This is a genomic window from Azospirillum oryzae (genome assembly GCF_008364795.1).
GTDB classification, from domain to species: domain Bacteria; phylum Pseudomonadota; class Alphaproteobacteria; order Azospirillales; family Azospirillaceae; genus Azospirillum; species Azospirillum oryzae.
This window is the reverse complement of record NZ_VTTM01000002.1, coordinates 827567-844084: the sequence shown is the minus strand read 5'-3', so window position 1 is coordinate 844084 and position 16518 is coordinate 827567. Positions and strand designations below refer to the sequence as shown.

Sequence of the window (16518 nt, the reverse complement as noted above, 5' to 3'; positions counted from 1 at the left end):
ACTAGGCGGCCGCGGCGGGGGCGTCTTGGATGGGATTGCTGCCGCGCCGGTATTGGCCGGGGGAGACGCCGACCCGGCCCTTGAAAACGCGGTTGAAATGCGCCTGATCGCAGAAGCCGCAGGCCAGCGCCACTTCGGCCAAGGCAAGCGGCCCGACAAGCAGCCGCTTGGCCTGGGCGACGCGGCGGTCGGTCAAATAGCCGTGCGGTGTGGTGCCCACCGCCGCGCGGAAGACGCGCAGCAGGTGGAAGCGGCTGAGCCCCGCCGCCTCGGCCAGATCGGCCAGTTCCACCGGGCTGTCGAGGTGGGCATCCAGATACTCCCGCGCGCGGCGGACGGCCACCGGCTCCTGCCCGGCATCGCGCGGGCGGGCGGTCAGGTCGCCATGGCGCAGAGCCAGCGCGGTGAAGGCGCGCAGCGCATCGGTGTCGGTGCGCAGCGGCTCACGGTACGGCCCCTCCAGCCCATGGTGCAGGCCGCGCAGGGCCTGGAACAACTCCGGGTCGTCCAGTTCGGTGGCGGCGAAATGGGGGGCGACGGGCTGGCCCAGCGCATCGGCCATCGCCTGTTCGAACAGCGCCACCGACGGGTAGAACATGCGGTAGGCATAGCCGTCCTCGGCCGGACGGCCGTCATGCAGAACCTCCGGATCCAGAACCACGACCTGTCCGGCCCGCGCCATCCGCTCGGTGCCGCGGCAGCGGTACAACTCTGTCCCGGCGGTGATGACTCCGACCACATAGGTCTCGTGCGTGTGCGGGGCATAGCTGTGGCGCTGGAAGCGGGCGTTTAGGCATTCCATGCCGTCGAAGCGCGCTTCCCGCCACAGCCGGGCGAAATCGCCGCCGCTGACCGGAGTTCGGGTGAGTGCTGATTGCTGGTCCATGCCGCAGTCTAACAGGCGGGCGTGACGGTCGTCTTGGATAGGATTGCGGGGACAGGATTGGGGCGACAGGATTGGGGCCGGATCACACGATGCGCCGACCGACGGCATGCTCCGCCGGGTCGCCGGAATGGGCGGGGAACGGGACGCCATGGCGGGGCTGGTGGCTGTCATGGACCAGACAGGCATCGGCGATCAGCGGCCACAGGTGGGAGCGGAGGAAGCGCTGGTCCTGCCAGCGGTCGGCTTCCACCGCGGCGAAGCGGTCGATCAGCGGCGCCAGCGGCGGCAGCAGGCCGGCGACCCCGCCCCACATGCCGGCCAGCATCAGTTCGCTGTGCAGAGGATGGTCGCGCATGACGTGGAAGGGCTTGCCGGACGCGATCCACGCCTCCACCGCCGCCCGCTCGCGCGGGCCGACCCGCGAATCGCAGTCACGGCAGACGAAGCGCCGGACGGTCGGATCGTCGGAGGCGAGAAAGCGCCAGTAGAGGCCGCTGACCGGACCGCTGCCGGGCGGCATGACCACCCGTTCCGCGCCCAGCGCGTCCAACTCCGCCAGGATCTCCGGCGGCACGCTGTCGTCGTGGTAAATCCGGCAGGTCCAGCCGGGATAGACCGACCGCACCAGCCGGGCATTCTCCAGCGCCCCGCGCTGGTAGATCTCGGCCTGCCCCCACAGGCTGAAGGCGACGACATCGCGAATGCGCCTCTCCGGAGCGGACGGGCGGTCGCGAAGCGGCGGCAGGGCGAGCGCCGCGCCTTCCTGCGCCGCGCGTTGTGTCTTCTGCGTCAGAAGCGTGTCGATCTCGGTCAGCGATTCGGCTTCCCGGTAGGTCTGGAACAGAAGGATGGCGAGGTTCTCGCGCGCGTCGAGGAAATCGGGCGCCAGCGTCACCGCCCGGTCCAGGCTCGTCGCCGCCTGCTCCAGCGCCGCCAGTTCCAGGCCCGCCGCTTGCCGGGTCAGGATGCCGAGGTTGAAGACCGCCCCGACATGGTCGGGCTGTAACGCCAGCGCCCGCCGATAGCGGGCCAGCGCATCGTCCGCCCGTCCGGCGTGGGAGAAGGCGTTGCCGAGCTGGAACAGCCGCTCCGCCGTAGGCTGTTCCACGGCAACCAAGCGCGACAGGTCGGCGACCGCCGCCTCTGTCCGGCCCTGTTCCAGGTGGTGGATTCCGCGCAGTTCCAGCAGCAGGCCCAGCCTTTGCCGGGTCTCGCCGTCGCGCGGTTCGAGCGCCAGCGCCCGGCGCAGCTCGTCGATGGCGGTGTCGGTGTCGCACATCATCTGCGCCGCGACGCCAAGGAGAGCCAGGACTGCCGCGTCGTCGGGCTGCAGGGCGGCGGCGCGGCGCAGGCTGGCCATGGCCTCCGCCGGGTGGCCCAGCGCCTGATGGACCTTGCCGAGGTCGCGGTGGTAATCGGCGATGTCCGGTCGGGCGCGCATCGCCGCGGCGATGCGCGGCGCCGCGTCCTCCAGCCGGCCGGTCTGCGCCATCAGCATTCCCAGCAGATGGGACGCGGCATGGGTCCCGGGAGCGGCACCGAGGATGCGGCCATAGAGGATCTCCGCCTCCCGCAACCGCCCGGCCCCGTGATGGTCGACGGCGACCCGCAAGGCTTCCTGAATCGAGGCCATGACATTCCCCAAACACATCGCAGACAATGAAGGGCGAAGCGGCCGATAGCATGCCGGCCGGCGCGTTACACACTGTTACACAGCAGCATCCCGCCGGATATTGTCCAGTTACAGTCGCGCGCGATCATGGCGGCCAACAAGAAACGACACCGGATCAAGGGCGACTGCCATGACCATTTCCAAAACCATGACCCGCGACGTGGTCACCCCCGTCACCATCGTCACCTTCGTCGTGTCGACGGTGACCGGCGTGATGCTGCTGCTTCACTGGAACACCGGGCTGGTGCGCTTCTCCCACGAATGGCTCAGCATGGCGTTTTCCGCCATCGCGCTCTGGCATCTGGTGAAGAACTGGCGGGCTTTCCTCGGCTATCTGAAGCGGTACGCCGCGCAGGCCGCCTTCGTCGCCAGCATTGTCGTATCCGTGGCCTTCACCGGCATGACCGGCACCACCGGCGGCGGCAGCGTCAATCCGGGAGCCGTGTTCGGCGCGCTGTCGGGCGCGACGCTGGACGCGGCGGCCCCGGCGCTGGGGCTTACCCCGGACAAGGCGGTGGAGGTGCTGAAGGCCGCCAACATCGACGCCGCGCCGGGCGAGACCCTGACCGCCATCGGCGAGCGCGCCGGCAAGAACGGTGCGGCGGTCGCCAGCCTGCTGGCGGGCAAACGGGCGCACTGAGGTCGGCACCTAGTCCTCGTCGCCGTCTCCATCGCCGAGCAGATAGTCGATGTCGCCACCGTCGAGCGCGCTGACCAGCCCCTTGCCCTCGATGGTGGCGGCCGACAGGCTTCCCTTGCGGCGCTGGAGGTCGAGGATGCGTTCCTCCACCGTGTTGGCGGCGATCAGCTTGTAGACGAAGACCGGCTTGTCCTGGCCGATGCGATAGGCACGGTCGGTCGCCTGATCCTCGGCGGCCGGGTTCCACCAGGGATCGTAATGGATCACCGTGTCGGCGGCGGTCAGGTTCAGGCCGCGGCCGCCGGCCTTCAGGCTGATGAGGAAGACCGGAACCTCCCGGTTCTGGAAGCGGTTCACCGGCTCGGCGCGGTCGAGCGTGCGGCCGGTCAGCTCGACATAGGAGATGTGGGCCTTCTCCAGCTCCAGCTTGATGAGGTCGAGCATGGTGGTGAACTGCGAGAAGATCAGGATGCGGCGGCCTTCCGGCACCATCTCCTTCACCATCTCGGTCAGGGCGTGCAGCTTGGCGCTCGGCCGCGCCTTGCCGCCCAAGGCGGCGATGGATTTCAGCAGGCGCGGGTCGCAGCAGACCTGCCGCAGCTTCAAAAGCGCGTCGATCACCGCGATGGCGTTCTGGCCCAGCCCCTTGCCGCTGGCGGCCAGCGCCGCGCGCACCGTTTCGTTCACCGACAGGCGGATGGTCTCGTAGAGGTCGCGCTGGTCGCGTTCCAGGTCGATGCGCACCACCACCTCGGTCTTCGGCGGCAGTTCCTTCGCCACCGCCTCCTTGGTGCGGCGGAGCAGGAAGGGGCGGATGCGGCGCATCAGCAGGTTGGCGCGGGTGTTGTCGCCGCGCTTCTCGATCGGCACGCGGTAACGCTTGCCGAAGTCCTTGCGGTCGCCCAGCAGGCCGGGCATCAGGAAGGCGAACTGGCTCCACAGTTCGCCCAGATTGTTCTCCACCGGCGTGCCGGACAGGCAGAGCCGGTGCCGCGCCGGCAGCGCCGCCACCGCGCGGGTCGCCTTGCCGTCGGGGTTCTTGATCGCCTGCGCCTCGTCCAGCACGATCATGTGCCAAGTCAGACGCTTCAGCAGGTCGACGTCGCGCGCCACCACGCCATAGGTGGTCACGACGATGTGGGCGCGGTCGATCTCCGACAGCTTGCCGTGGCGGTCGACGCCATGCAGCACGACGACGCGCAGATTCGGGGTGAAGCGCTCCGACTCCGCCACCCAGTTCGGCACGAGGCTGGTCGGCACCACGACGAGGCAGGGGTCGGTCAGCCGGCCCTCATGCTCCTCCATCGCGATGTGGGCCAGCGTCTGGGCGGTCTTGCCCAGCCCCATGTCGTCGGCCAGGATGCCGGCGACGTTGTTGGCGCGCAGGCTCTGCATCCAGGCGAGACCGCCGCGCTGGTAATCGCGCAGTTCGCCCTTGAAGCCCGGCGGCGGCGTCATGTCGCCCGGCATCTCGTCGGCGCGCAGGCGCTGGAGATAGCCGTCGATCTGCGCCGTTTCGTCGCCACGCCGGGCGATCAGGTCGTCGATGTCCAGCAACGAGTCGGCCTCGGCCAGCGGCACCTTCAGCCGGTCGCCGCTGCTGCGCCCGCTGTCCAGCATCGCTTCCAGGACGCTCAGCAGCCGCTCGATCCGCTCGGCCGGCAGGGCCAGGACATTGCCGTCGTCCAGCACGATGTGGGCCCGGCCGTCGATGACACGGGTGGTCGACAGGCCGCCCTTTTCCACCAACCGGGCAAGGATCGGCAGAAGCGGCTGGCGCTCGCCGTCGATCTCGACGCCGACGTCCAGATCGAACCAGCCGTCGCCGGCATCGCGGACGGCGACCTCGACCTCCGCCCCCGGCTCGATCACCTTGGTGCCGAAATCCGCCCCGACCTCCATGACCCAGCCGGCCTTGGTCAGGGCGGGGACCTCGTTGGTGAGGAAATGCTGCCAGCGCTCCTCCACGTCGCGGCCGGTCAGCCAGTGGACGCGCGAGCCGCGGGCGTTCAAGGCACCCTTCGGCGGCTCGATCCGCGCCTGGGCGAAGCCGAGCCCCGACAGTCGATCCAGCGCCGCCTGTTCGTCGGCCTTGTCGCGGCGGACGAAGGTGACGTCGCCGAAGTCATCCTCGTATCGGGCGAACTGGCGCTGGTCGTCGGGCTCGATCTCAACCGCGCGGCCGGGTTCGCCATAGTCGAAGGACAGGCGCAGCACGTCGACCAGCCCGTCGGCCGGCGTCACCACGCGGCCGAGACGGGCAATGATGCGGGGGGAGCGTTCGACGATGGCCGCCGCGTCGGCCGCGCCGCTGCGCACGCCGGGAATGGCGTTGTCGCGGAAGTTGGAGGACGAGATGGACGGCGGCGGCGGGGTGATGCGCGGCATCGACGCCACACCACTGCGCGACGGACCGAACAGGCGGGACGGGGTCGATTTGGACGGTACCGGCGGTGGCGGAGCGGCCTGCACCGGCTTGGCCTTCGGCACCTCCACCACCTGGAGGTCGACCGGGAAGACGGTGCCGGAGGCGCTGTCGACGCACCAATAGGACTGGCCCTTCACCAGCACGCTGCGTTCCGGCAGTCCGGTCGGGCGCAGCTTGCGGGTGGCGGGGTCGCGGAAGGCGCGGACGGTGCGGCCCGGCGCCTCGGCCAGCGGGGTGCCGTCGCGCCAGCGCAGGCGGCCGGTGGACAGCAGGCGGCGCAGCAGGCGGTCCACCGCCTCCCCCCGGCTCTTGGCGACGGGGGTGCGCTCCGTCCCGCCGCCACCGAGCAGCCGGGCGATGGCACGGTCGGCATCGCCGTCGACAGAGCGCGGCGCCTTGGCCAGCACGTCGCGCGGGCTGGCGGGGCTGGCGTCGGCCGATCCCTCCGCCACGAATTCCACCAGGATGTAGCAGGCGACGTCGCCCTGCCCCGGCTCCAGCGTCCAGCGCAGGCTGCGCACCGGCTCCGGCTTCGGCGCCGGAGGTGGAGGAGGAGACGGCGCCACGCTGCGGATCGGCGGCGGGACCGGCGGGCGGACCAGGGTCAGCGGGGGCTTGGGTATTGTGGGCGCAGGTGGCGGTGCTGCCGGCGCCGCAGCCGGCGAAGGCGTCACCGGGACAGGGGGCGGAGGCGGGGCCAGTGGCGCCTTCACGTCGGCCACGTCGAACAGGGAGGCGCGGCGCCATTCCGGCCGGCTTTCCAGCGCCAGCATCGCCGCCGCCGCCATATGGGCGCAGGCGTTGCGGCCACAGGTACAGCTGCGGTCGAGCACGATGCTGCGCTTGCCCTGCGCCGGCGTCACCGTCACCGACAGCCGGCGGCCGAGATCGCTGACCTCCGCTTCGATCCGGTCACCGCCGGGAGGACCCAGCGTCACCGCACCGGTCATCATCAGCGTGCGGCCGCGCTGCAGCGTCTTGGCATCGAAGACGCGCGTCAGGTCCTCCTGACCGAAGGGGACGGCGGCGCCACCCGACGAAGGGCCACGCGGCAGGGCATCGAAAAGCGACATGCGGTGCGAGGTGACCAGGAGAAAGCTGATGGAATCGGGCGGAACGGAACGGAAACGGGGCGTCGGTATAGGATCTTGCGCGGTGTGGCGCAAGCCCTAGGCTCAAACATTGACGCGAACGGCGCCGCGTCGGCGGAACCGGGCGCGGCCGTCCGTCATAGCACAGGACGCCACAGGCTTCACCCCGGTTGGTGATTTACCCGCGATTGCCGGGGAACACCCGGCCGGCCAGTTCGCACAGGCTGCCCTCGCTGCCCAACTGATGGGCGGCCCAGCGGATCGTCCCCTCGACGAAGGACGGATCGCCGGCATGGAGCAGCAGGGCCAACCCCAGCGCCATCGCCCCCGCCAGCCAGGGGGAAGGACGCAGGCGCGGTGCGGAGTCCTTGCGGCTGCTCCACAGGAACAGCAAGGACGACAGCCCGCCGATCATCAGCCCGGCCACCACCTCCGCCCCCGAATGGGCGGAAACGGCGACGCGCGAGGCGCCGATGGCCAGCACCAGCACCACCGCCGCCAGCGGCAGCGCGATGCGGAGCCAGCGCGATTGGGCATTGCGCGCCGCCAGCGCCGACACCGACCCGTAGAAGACGGCGGAGAAGGCGGCATGACCGCTGGGGCTGACGAAGCGGTCGCCGGCGAACAGCGACGGGAACAGCGGGAACTCGGGCAGACCACAGCCATGCCCCACCAGTTTCAGCACCACCATGGCGCCCAGGCACAGCGACAGGGCGAGCAGCCAGCGCAGCGCAAGCGGCGCCGAATGGTGCCGCCACAGCGCGGTCGCATAGAGGGCGGAAAGCGGGACGAGAAGGCTGCTGCTGCCCAGATGGGTGATGGCGCCGCTGGCGGTGGCGAGCATCGGTCCCCCATGGATGCCGGTGGAAACGAACGGCTTTGCCAGATGGTGCGGCGCAGCAGGATCGGCAAGAGGAGGAGTCGAAAGCCCCGCCCCTACCCCTCCAACTGGTCGGCGCGGGCGTCGGCGATGACGCAGTTGCGGCCCGACCGCTTGGCTTCGTACAGCGCCTCGTCGGCCCGGCGGACCAGCCCTTCGGCGGTGTCGCCCAGCCGGCCGCCGATGGAAATGCCGATGGACACCGTCACGTTGATCTCGCCACGGTCGGACGACACGGTGAAGGGGGTGTCGGCGATGCGCGAGCGCAGGCGCTCGGCGACGATCAGCGCGGCTTCCCCGTCGGTGTCCGGCAGGATGACGACGAACTCCTCGCCGCCCAGACGGGCGACGAGGTCGAAGGTCCGCAGGTTGCGGCTGGCGCGGGCGGACACCTCGCGCAGAACCTCGTCGCCGATGGCGTGGCCGTAGGTGTCGTTGACCACCTTGAAATGGTCGATGTCGAACATCAGCACCGACACCGGCTTGTGGCTGTCGATGGCGCGTTCCAGCAGCCGGGGCAGATGGGCGTTGACGTAGCGGCGGTTGAAGACGCCGGTCAGGCTGTCGGTCAGCGCCATCGACAGGCTCTGCTCGTAATTGGAGCGCAGACGTTCCTGATAGCGCTTGCGCCGGATCTGGGTGCGGGCGCGGGCCAGCAGTTCATTCCGGTCGACCGGCTTGACGACGTAATCGTTGGCGCCGAGTTCCAGCCCCTTCGCCACCTGCCCCAGGTCGCCATCGTCCACCATCAGCAGGATTGGCACCTGCCGCGTGCGCTCGTGCGAGCGAAGCTGCGAACAGAGCCGCAGACCGTCCTCGTTCAGCAGGGTCAGGCTGACCACCACCAGATCGAGCGGCATGCCCAGCGCGCGTTCCAGTGCCTTGGCGCCGGTGTCGGCGGAGAACACCACGTTGTGGTCGCGCTGAAGCGTCTCCGTCACCTTTTCCAGGTCGAGGGCGGAATCCTCCAGCACCAGCACGTTGGCGCGCTCGAAGGATTCGCTCAGCATGGTGCCGCTGCGCTCGATGACGCCGAACTGGCCGGACGTGCTTTCGCGCAGCCGCCACTCGTCCATCATCATCTTCAGCCGCACCAGCGAGCGGACACGCGCGAACAGCGCGATGTCGTTCACCGGCTTGGTCAGGAAATCGTCGGCCCCGGCCTCCAGCCCGCGGACGCGGTCGGCGATGTCCGACAGCGCCGTGACCATCACCACGGGGATATGCATGGTGGCGGGATCGGAGCGGATTTTCTCGCAAACCTCGAACCCGTCCATGCCCGGCATCATGACGTCGAGGAGGACGATGTCCGGCGATTCCTTCCGCACCATCTCAAGCGCGTCGGGTCCGTTGAAGGCCGTCAGAACATTGAAGTACTCGCGCGTCAGCTTTGCCGCGAGCAGCTTCACATTCGGCAGTACATCGTCAACGACAAGGACACGCGCGGACATCGGAAGGAAATTCCTGCAGAATTGCTACAGAGAAAACAGACTCAGCCGAGAAACTTCTTGACTGTTTCGAGGAACCTCACAACCGAAATGGGCTTTGCCACATAATCCTCGCAGCCACCCTGACGGATTTTCTCCTCGTCGCCTTTCATGGCGAATGCGGTGACGGCCACCACCGGAATGCTCCTCAGATCCGGATCGTCCTTGATCCAGCGGGTCACCTCCAGCCCGGAAACCTCCGGCAGCTGGATGTCCATCAGGATCAGGTCGGGGCGGTGCTGACGGGCCAGCCGCATCGCCTCCATGCCTTCGCGGGTCTGCAGCGTGCCGTAGCCGTGCGCTTCGAGCAGGTCATGAAAGAGCTTCATGTTCAGCTCGTTGTCCTCGACGATGAGGACGGTCTTGGTCGGCCCACCACCGGTCGCCAATGGACCGCACGGCTCCGCTGACATGCATCCTCCCTGGGTGTGACCCCCGCGTTCACGCCGTCCATTGCCGGATTGCGTACCACAGTTGCGGGATCGCAGTTCCGGTATAGCCCCTTTCTGATTAGGTCGCGACGGTTAAATAGTCGTTACCGGACCGCTGAATGACACCCCTGATGACCGCCGACCGCCCTGCATTCAAACGAAAAACCGCCCACGGCGGACGCGGGCGGCGATCGGTTATCGGCAACGGCAATATACCGGGATGGGGCCGGGCGGCGCCTCAGGCCGCCCGTCTGGTCCTGCGCTTGGCATCGCGGCGGCGGGCACCCTTGGCGCCGTACATCATGGCGTCGGCGCGGCGCATCACCTCGTCCTCGCTGTCGTCGGCGCCGTAGGGCTGGGTGCCGACGGAGAAACGGACCGGCAGCGACTGCCCGCCCCATTCCACATGGGTGGCGTCGGCGATGGCGGCCAGTTGGCGGGCGCGGGCGAGGCCGCTGGCGGTGTCGGTGTTGGTCAGCAGCACGGCGAACTCGTCACCGCCCAGCCGGGCGACAACGTCCTCCTGGCGGACATTGCCGACGATCATCCGCGCCACCTGCCGCAGATAGGCATCGCCGGCCACATGGCCGTGGGTGTCGTTGATGGCCTTGAAGCCGTCCAGGTCGATCATGACCAGCAGCCCGCCGGCGGACCCGTTGCGGCGGGCGGATGCCAGCTCGCGCCGGAAGTGGCTGTAGAAGCCACGCCGGTTCAGGAGGCCGGTCAGCTCGTCCGTCATCGTCAGGCTTTCCAGGTAGGCGATGCGCTCATGCAGCTCGGCGATCGTCTCCTTGGCTTCGGCGAGCAGTGCGATCGTCTCGTCCAGCGTCTGGCGCTCGGTCCCCCGCAGAAGCCCGACACGCGAAGCCAACGCGACCGGCGACCATCCGGCCGGCACGTCGAAACGGTCGGAGGTGTGGTGCTTCAGGTCCAGGGCGGCGACGATGGCGTTCATGGGGTCGGCTCCTCTGATGAAGGTCGGAACACTTCGCTCCTACCCAAGCAACCGCTGTGCCAACCCGCCGCACCCCGCAGATACCAAGCATTTTATGCATTTCCGGCGGATTGCGCCGCCGGATCATCGGCAGGGGGTGGAGCCTATTTCCCACCGGACCGGCATCTTCTGCCCACCCCATCCGTTCGGGGCAGGAAATCCCTGCCGGTGTGGGGCGACCGGAACGCCGGCCCGGCAAAAGGCTCCACCCGCCCGTCATACCACCCGATCCGGCGCCGGCCGGCCGGCCATCACCGCGTCGATGTTGTCCAGCGCCTTGAATCCCATGGCATTCCGCGTTTCCACCGTGGCGCTGCCCAGATGCGGCAGCAGGAAGGCGTTGGGCAAATCGCGATAGCCGGGATGCAGGTTCGGTTCGTTCTCGAAGACGTCGAGCCCGGCGGACGCCAACCGCCCGGCCTTCAGCGCGTCGATCACCGCATCGTCGTCCACCACGCTGCCGCGCGCAGTGTTGATGAGGATGGCCCCCGGCGGCAGCCGCCCGATCCGTTCGGCGTTCAGCCAATGTCGGGTTTCCGCCGTGGCGGGAAAGTGAAGCGACAGGACATCGCACACCGGCAGCATCGCCTCCGGGTCGGCATGATGGATGGCGCCCAGTTCGAGCTCCGGCGGCAGACGGCGGCGATTGTTGTAGTGGATGGTCATGCCGAAGGCGCGGGCGCGCGCCGCCACCGCCTGCCCGATGCGGCCCATGCCGATTATGCCCAGCCGCTTGCCGCCGACATGGGTGCCCATCAGCTGGGTCGGCGTCCAGCCGGTCCAGGCGTTGGCGCGGATCATCCTCTCGCCCTCCGAGGCGCGGCGGGCCGCCCCCAACAGCAGAAGCAATGCGATGTCGGCGGTGGCATCGGTCAGCACGTCGGGCGTGTTGGTGACGGTCAGGCCGCGGGCGCGCGCCGCCTCCAGGTCGATGTGGTCGGTGCCGACCGAGAAGGTCGCCAGCACCCGCACCTGCTGCGGCAGCGCCGCGATGGCGGCGGCGTCCAGCCGGTCGCCGGCGCAGCAGAGCACGGCGTCGGCCCCAACCTCCGCCGCGCGGGCGGCGATCTCCGTCCCGCTGAAGGCGCGGTCATCCGGATTGAGCACCGCCCGGTAATCGCGCGAGGCCCTCGCCTCCACCGCATCGGGAAGACGGCGGGTCAGCAGCAGCACCGGACGGGCATTGGGACTGGAGGCGGGGCGGGAGGCGGGACTGTCCGACTGCGCCGCAAGCGGCAACTCGGCAGGGCTTGTCATTCCGGCGGTTCCCTTCCATTGATTAGGACATTCGGGTGGCGGGCCTTTCGGACCGCGGCAAAAACACCCATACTTCACCAAGAGCCGTCAATCACCTGTGGATCCCGTCTTGCTCGACCGTCTTTCCGCCTTTCCGGCAACCGTCGGCGCGGTCCTCGCGGCCGCCGTTTCCACCGGTGCGCTCCTCGCGGCCTCCCCCGTCCTGGCTCAGCCGGCCGCGACCTCCATGGCGGCGGTGGCGGCCAGGATCCAGCCGCACCGGGCGATCTACACCATGTCGCTCGCCTCGGCGCGCAACGGGTCGAAGGTCAGCGACGTCCGCGGCCGCATGATGTTCGAATGGGCCGACGCCTGCGACGGCTGGACGACGGAGCAGCGCTTCCAGCTGCGCTTCGTCTACAGCGAAGGCGACGACATGGCGATGAACACCAATTACACCACCTGGGAATCGAAGGACGGACTGCGCTACCGCTTCAACGTCCGCAAGCTGGTCAACGGCGAGGTGGACGAGGAGGTGCGCGGCGAGGCGAACCTGAACCGCGACGGCGCCGGCACCGCCCAGTTCACCAAGCCAGAACCGCAGGAGATGGATCTGCCGGCCGGCACCATGTTCCCGACCGCCCACACGCTGGCGATCCTGGACCATGCCGAACGGAAGGATCCTTTCTTCGCCCGCACCATCTTCGACGGGTCCGACGCGGAAGGGCCGACCGAGGTGTCGACCGTCGTCGGCAAGCCAGGCGCGCCGACGGACGGTGGCAAGGATCCGCTGCTGAAGGTGGGCAAGGCCTGGCCGGTCCGCATGGCCTTCTTCCCGACCCAGAGCGATTCGGCCCAGCCTGAATATGAGATGAGCCTGCATCTGCTGGAAAACGGCATCGCCGAGTCCATGCAGATCGACTATGGCGATTTCACCGTCAACGCGGTGCTGGACAAGATCGAGGCGCTGCCGAAGTCGGGATGTTGACGGCAGGGCAACGGCCCGTGACATTTCACACCGGCTTTGCCGATCCTGGGGATGTCCGATGGTTTCCCTGTTGATCGCGACTCGCCGCTGCGCTTAACTGTGGGTTGAGGTTTTGCGCAACTGGCCGGGATTAGCCCACGGGCAACCGGCCGTCCGAGGGTTTATCCGTCATGAGCAAGAAGCATGTCCAGATCGGGCAGGTTTTCCAACCGGTCGGCAGCGCCGGCGGCCGCGGTTGGCGGGTGACGGCAACGGTCAACCTGCTGGGCATTCCGCACGCCCGCGTGGTCAGCACCGAAGACGAGGGCGTGTCGAAGACCCTGAGCTGCTCGGTCCTCGCCGACACCAGCCACTATCGCCTGATCGCCTCGGCACCGGCCGATGGGATGGCGGCGTAAAGGGCGCGGTTCAGCGGACGTTATTGGACGCCGTCATTTCGACACCGGCATAACGTCCGCTGCCTACTCTTCCCCCCGCCGCTCGCGCAGCCTCGCCCAATAGTCCAGCCGCTTGCGCAGGTCGCGTTCGAATCCCCGTTCCACCGGCTGGTAGAACTCGCGCCGCGCCATCCCTTCGGGGAAGTAATTCTGGCCGGAGAAGCCCTCCGCCGTGTCGTGGTCGTACTCGTATCCCTTGCCGTAGCCGATGGTCTTCATCAGCTTGGTCGGCGCGTTCAGGATATGCTTGGGCGGCATCAGCGAACCGGTTTCCTTCGCCGCGCGCACCGCCGATTTGTAGGCCGTATAGCCGGCATTCGACTTCGGCGCCGTCCCCAGATAGATCACCAGCTGCGCCAGGGCCAGTTCGCCCTCCGGGCTGCCCAGCCGCTCATAGGCTTCCCAGGCGGCGATGGCCTGGGTCAGGGCATTGGGATCGGCCAGCCCGATATCCTCCACCGCGAAGCGGGTCAGGCGCCGCGCGATGTAACGCAGGTCCTCCCCGCCATCCAGCATGCGGCTGTACCAGTAGAGCGCCGCGTCGGTGTCCGACCCGCGCAGCGACTTGTGCAGGGCGCTGATGAGGTTGTAATGCCCCTCCTGCGCCTTGTCGTAGAGCGGGGCGCGGCGCTGGATGGTGGCGGCGAGCGCGTTGGTGTCCAGCACCGTCTCGCCCGGCAGCGCAAACAGCTCCTCGCACAGGTTCAGGCAGAAGCGGCCGTCGCCGTCCGCCATCGCCTTCACCGCGGCGCGCGCATCGGCGTCCAGCGGCAGCGGCCGGCCCATCTCCGCCTCCGCCCGCGACAACAGCTTTTCCAGCGCCGCGTCGTCCAAGCGGTTCAGCACGAACACCTGAGCCCGCGACAGCAAGGCGGCGTTCAGTTCGAAGGACGGATTCTCGGTGGTGGCCCCCACCAGCGTGACGGTGCCGTCCTCGACGAAGGGCAGGAAGCCGTCCTGCTGCGACCGGTTGAAGCGGTGGATCTCGTCGATGAACAGCAGAGTGCCCTGCCCCGCCACCCGCCGGGCGCGGGCGGCGTCGAAGACCTTGCGGAGGTCGGCGACGCCGGAGAAGACCGCCGACAGCGGTTCGAAATGCAGGTCGGTGCTGTGGGCCAGCAGGCGAGCGATGGTGGTCTTGCCGCAGCCGGGCGGCCCCCACAGGATCATGGAGGCCAGCCGCCGCGCCGCGACCATGCGGCCCAGCGGCCCGTCGGGCTTCAGCAGATGGTCCTGCCCGACCACCTCGCCCAGCGTGCGCGGACGCAGCCGGTCGGCGAGCGGGCGGGGAGCCGCCGACTCGAAAAGCCCGGCATCCCCGCCCGACTCGCCGCGCTTCGCCATGATGGATGCCTCAGCGCGGCGCGCCGCAGCGCTGGTAGCACTGCTTCAGCTGATAGCTGCAGTTGTCAGTCGGGCTGAAGGGGGTCGAATCGGTGCGGTCGATGCCGCCCTGGTTGCGCGCGGCGACCGAATCCATGCACACATTGTGGCTGCGCTCGCATTGGGCCTGACAGGAGGCGCCGGCGCCGGTGCCGCCGTCGATGCGCAGCGACTGGTCGTCGGCTCCGCCGCGCGGGGTGGACGGTCCGGGGACAACGGTGACGGTGGGCGCCGGGCCGGAGGCGGCAGGGCGCGACGCCGGATGGTCGGCGCAGGCCGACAGGCCGAGAAGGGCCACAGCCACGAGCGGGGCGATGAGACGGACCGGACGGAACTTAGCCACGACGGCTCCTATTCTTCTTGTTGTGAGGACGGCCATGGGCATGACGGAATGCCACACCCCTCTGGACCATCCCCCGTTCGGCCCCCACTATGCCGATATCAGCTGTAAGAAGGGAATGACTGAAATGACTCCGAAATCGGACGGCAGACCGTCGCGCAACCGGTCCCTGCGACTGCTGCTGGCGCTGCTTGTCCTTGGACTCGTCATGCTGGCTTCGCGCGTGCTGGCGCTGCCCAACATCGGCATGGCCGAGATGATCATCCCGATGCTGGGCGGACTGTTCGTGGCGGTCGCCATCGTCCTGATCGTGCGCCGCGACCGTGCGGACCGCGACGCCCTGCCCCCATCCCGCCGCAACCGCCAGGACCAGGGCATGCCGGACTGAGTCGTTCAGACGAACTTGAAGCTGAGCAGGCCGCCGACCACCACGACCAAAAGGACGGTGGCCACCAGCATCAGCCGCTTCTCGATGATGTGCTGAACCTGCGGTCCGTAGAAATGCAGCAGGATGGCGATCATGTAGAATCGGGAAAAGCGCGCGACGATCGAACAGAGGATGAAAACCGTCAGATCCAGATGGGCGAATCCGGCGGTAATCGTCAGCAGCTTGTAGGGGATCGGCGTCACACCCTTCAGGATCAGGAACCAGGGACCGAACTCGGTGAACATCTCCTGGAAGTGATGGAACGACTCCTGGGCATTGTAGAAGTCGATGATCATCCGCCCGATGCTCTCGAACAGATAAAAGCCCAGCGCATAGCCCAGCAGGCCGCCCAGTAGCGACGCGAAGGCGCAGATGTTGGTGTAGAACCAGAGTCGCTTCGGCTTCTCCAGGCACATCGGCACCAGCATCACGTCCGGCGGCAATGGGAAGAAGGAGCTTTCGGCGAAGGAGATCGCCGACATCCACCAGACGGCATCGTCGCGGGCGGACAGGCGCTGGAGGCGCGTGTAAAGGGAACGCAACATTCGACCGGCCACATAAGAGAAAACCCTTCCTTCGGGGGTGCCCGAAGGAAGGGTCTAACATATCACCGATATCGGCGGTTCCGTCCTGCACGACATGGGGCCCTGAGGCCCGATGCCGCACAGTCAGGATAACCGGCGCGATCCCCGGTCATATCACTCGGCGGTCTCGGCCTCGGCCTCGACGGCATCCTGCGTCGGGCCCGAATCCTGGCCCTTGGCGGAGACGTCGCGGTCGACCAGCTCGAACACGGCCATGTCGGCGGCGTCGCCGTAGCGGAAGCCGGCCTTCAGGACGCGGCTGTAGCCACCCTGGCGATCCTTGTAGCGGTCGGCCAGGACCGTGAACAGCTTGGTGACCGTGTCGTTGTCGCGCAGCTGCGCGAAAGCCAGACGACGGTTGGCCAGGCCACCCTTCTTGCCGAGCGTGATCAGCTTGTCGACGATCGGACGCAGGTCCTTCGCCTTCGGCAGGGTGGTGGTGATCTGCTCGTGCTTGATCACCGCGTTCGCCATGTTCGAGAACATGGCCTTGCGGTGGCTGCTGGTCTTGCTGAACTTACGTCCCGAAACGCCGTGACGCATGGCGGTCCTCCTTCATGGCATGGCCCCCCTCGGGGAGCCGATCGTGAACCCCGCCGCCCAGTCATAACGCT

Annotated in this window: 16 protein-coding genes; 4 read left to right on the top strand and 12 right to left on the bottom strand. The window is 68.3% G+C overall.

The window, feature by feature from the left end:
• Nucleotide 1 precedes the first annotated feature (1 nt).
• A complete protein-coding gene (locus tag FZ938_RS10050) occupies nt 2-886 on the bottom strand; it encodes an AraC family transcriptional regulator (RefSeq protein ID WP_149198352.1) in 885 nt (294 codons plus the stop codon).
• A gap of 82 nt (nt 887-968) precedes the next feature.
• On the bottom strand, nt 969-2519 hold the full coding sequence (locus tag FZ938_RS10045; protein ID WP_174757255.1) for a tetratricopeptide repeat protein: 1551 nt from the start codon (nt 2517-2519) through the stop codon (nt 969-971).
• Nucleotides 2520-2688: 169 nt separating this feature from the next.
• Between FZ938_RS10045 and FZ938_RS10040 the strand changes: the two genes are divergently transcribed.
• The gene (locus tag FZ938_RS10040) at nt 2689-3198 is read left to right on the top strand and encodes a DUF4405 domain-containing protein (protein ID WP_149198350.1); all 510 of its coding nucleotides are present in this window, start codon (nt 2689-2691) and stop codon (nt 3196-3198) included.
• A gap of 9 nt (nt 3199-3207) precedes the next feature.
• On the opposite strand, the gene FZ938_RS10035 is transcribed toward FZ938_RS10040, so the two are convergent.
• The 6 genes from FZ938_RS10035 to FZ938_RS10010 form a co-directional block, all read right to left on the bottom strand.
• Complete coding sequence (locus tag FZ938_RS10035; RefSeq protein ID WP_149198349.1) at nt 3208-6699, bottom strand: DEAD/DEAH box helicase; 3492 nt, start codon at nt 6697-6699, stop codon at nt 3208-3210.
• A 196-nt stretch (nt 6700-6895) separates the two neighbouring features.
• Nucleotides 6896-7561, bottom strand: a complete 666-nt coding sequence (locus tag FZ938_RS10030; protein WP_149198348.1) for a phosphatase PAP2 family protein — start codon at nt 7559-7561, stop codon at nt 6896-6898.
• A 92-nt stretch (nt 7562-7653) separates the two neighbouring features.
• Entirely contained in the window at nt 7654-9048 is a 1395-nt protein-coding gene (locus tag FZ938_RS10025; protein ID WP_149198347.1) for a PleD family two-component system response regulator, read from the bottom strand.
• Between the two features lie 41 nt (nt 9049-9089).
• On the bottom strand, nt 9090-9497 hold the full coding sequence (locus FZ938_RS10020; RefSeq protein WP_149198346.1) for a response regulator: 408 nt from the start codon (nt 9495-9497) through the stop codon (nt 9090-9092).
• Nucleotides 9498-9753: 256 nt separating this feature from the next.
• Nucleotides 9754-10470 (bottom strand): GGDEF domain-containing protein, encoded by a 717-nt coding sequence (locus tag FZ938_RS10015; RefSeq protein ID WP_149198345.1) that lies wholly within the window; start codon nt 10468-10470, stop codon nt 9754-9756.
• A gap of 255 nt (nt 10471-10725) precedes the next feature.
• The gene (locus FZ938_RS10010) at nt 10726-11766 is read right to left on the bottom strand and encodes a 2-hydroxyacid dehydrogenase (RefSeq protein ID WP_246457812.1); all 1041 of its coding nucleotides are present in this window, start codon (nt 11764-11766) and stop codon (nt 10726-10728) included.
• Nucleotides 11767-11875: 109 nt separating this feature from the next.
• On the opposite strand from FZ938_RS10010, the gene FZ938_RS10005 reads away from it, so the two are divergent.
• Together FZ938_RS10005 and FZ938_RS10000 are read left to right on the top strand one after the other, a co-directional pair.
• A complete protein-coding gene (locus FZ938_RS10005) occupies nt 11876-12733 on the top strand; it encodes a cell envelope integrity EipB family protein (RefSeq protein WP_246457809.1) in 858 nt (285 codons plus the stop codon).
• A 170-nt stretch (nt 12734-12903) separates the two neighbouring features.
• Nucleotides 12904-13131: a hypothetical protein gene (locus FZ938_RS10000; RefSeq protein ID WP_098739542.1), complete on the top strand. Its 228-nt coding sequence runs from the start codon at nt 12904-12906 to the stop codon at nt 13129-13131.
• Nucleotides 13132-13194: 63 nt separating this feature from the next.
• On the opposite strand, the gene FZ938_RS09995 is transcribed toward FZ938_RS10000, so the two are convergent.
• Entirely contained in the window at nt 13195-14514 is a 1320-nt protein-coding gene (locus FZ938_RS09995) for a replication-associated recombination protein A (protein ID WP_149198343.1), read from the bottom strand.
• Between the two features lie 10 nt (nt 14515-14524).
• A complete protein-coding gene (locus tag FZ938_RS30500; RefSeq protein WP_174757253.1) occupies nt 14525-14896 on the bottom strand; it encodes a hypothetical protein in 372 nt (123 codons plus the stop codon).
• 124 nt (nt 14897-15020) lie between these two features.
• Here FZ938_RS30500 and FZ938_RS09985 point away from each other — a divergent pair, with 124 nt between their 5' ends.
• On the top strand, nt 15021-15281 hold the full coding sequence (locus FZ938_RS09985) for a hypothetical protein (RefSeq protein WP_149198342.1): 261 nt from the start codon (nt 15021-15023) through the stop codon (nt 15279-15281).
• 5 nt (nt 15282-15286) lie between these two features.
• Here FZ938_RS09985 and FZ938_RS09980 read toward each other — a convergent pair whose 3' ends face one another.
• Both FZ938_RS09980 and rplQ read right to left on the bottom strand, forming a co-directional pair.
• The gene (locus tag FZ938_RS09980; protein ID WP_149198341.1) at nt 15287-15865 is read right to left on the bottom strand and encodes a YqaA family protein; all 579 of its coding nucleotides are present in this window, start codon (nt 15863-15865) and stop codon (nt 15287-15289) included.
• A 153-nt stretch (nt 15866-16018) separates the two neighbouring features.
• Nucleotides 16019-16447, bottom strand: coding sequence for a 50S ribosomal protein L17 (gene rplQ / locus FZ938_RS09975; protein ID WP_109073821.1), 429 nt, complete (start codon nt 16445-16447; stop codon nt 16019-16021).
• Nucleotides 16448-16518: the final 71 nt, after the last annotated feature.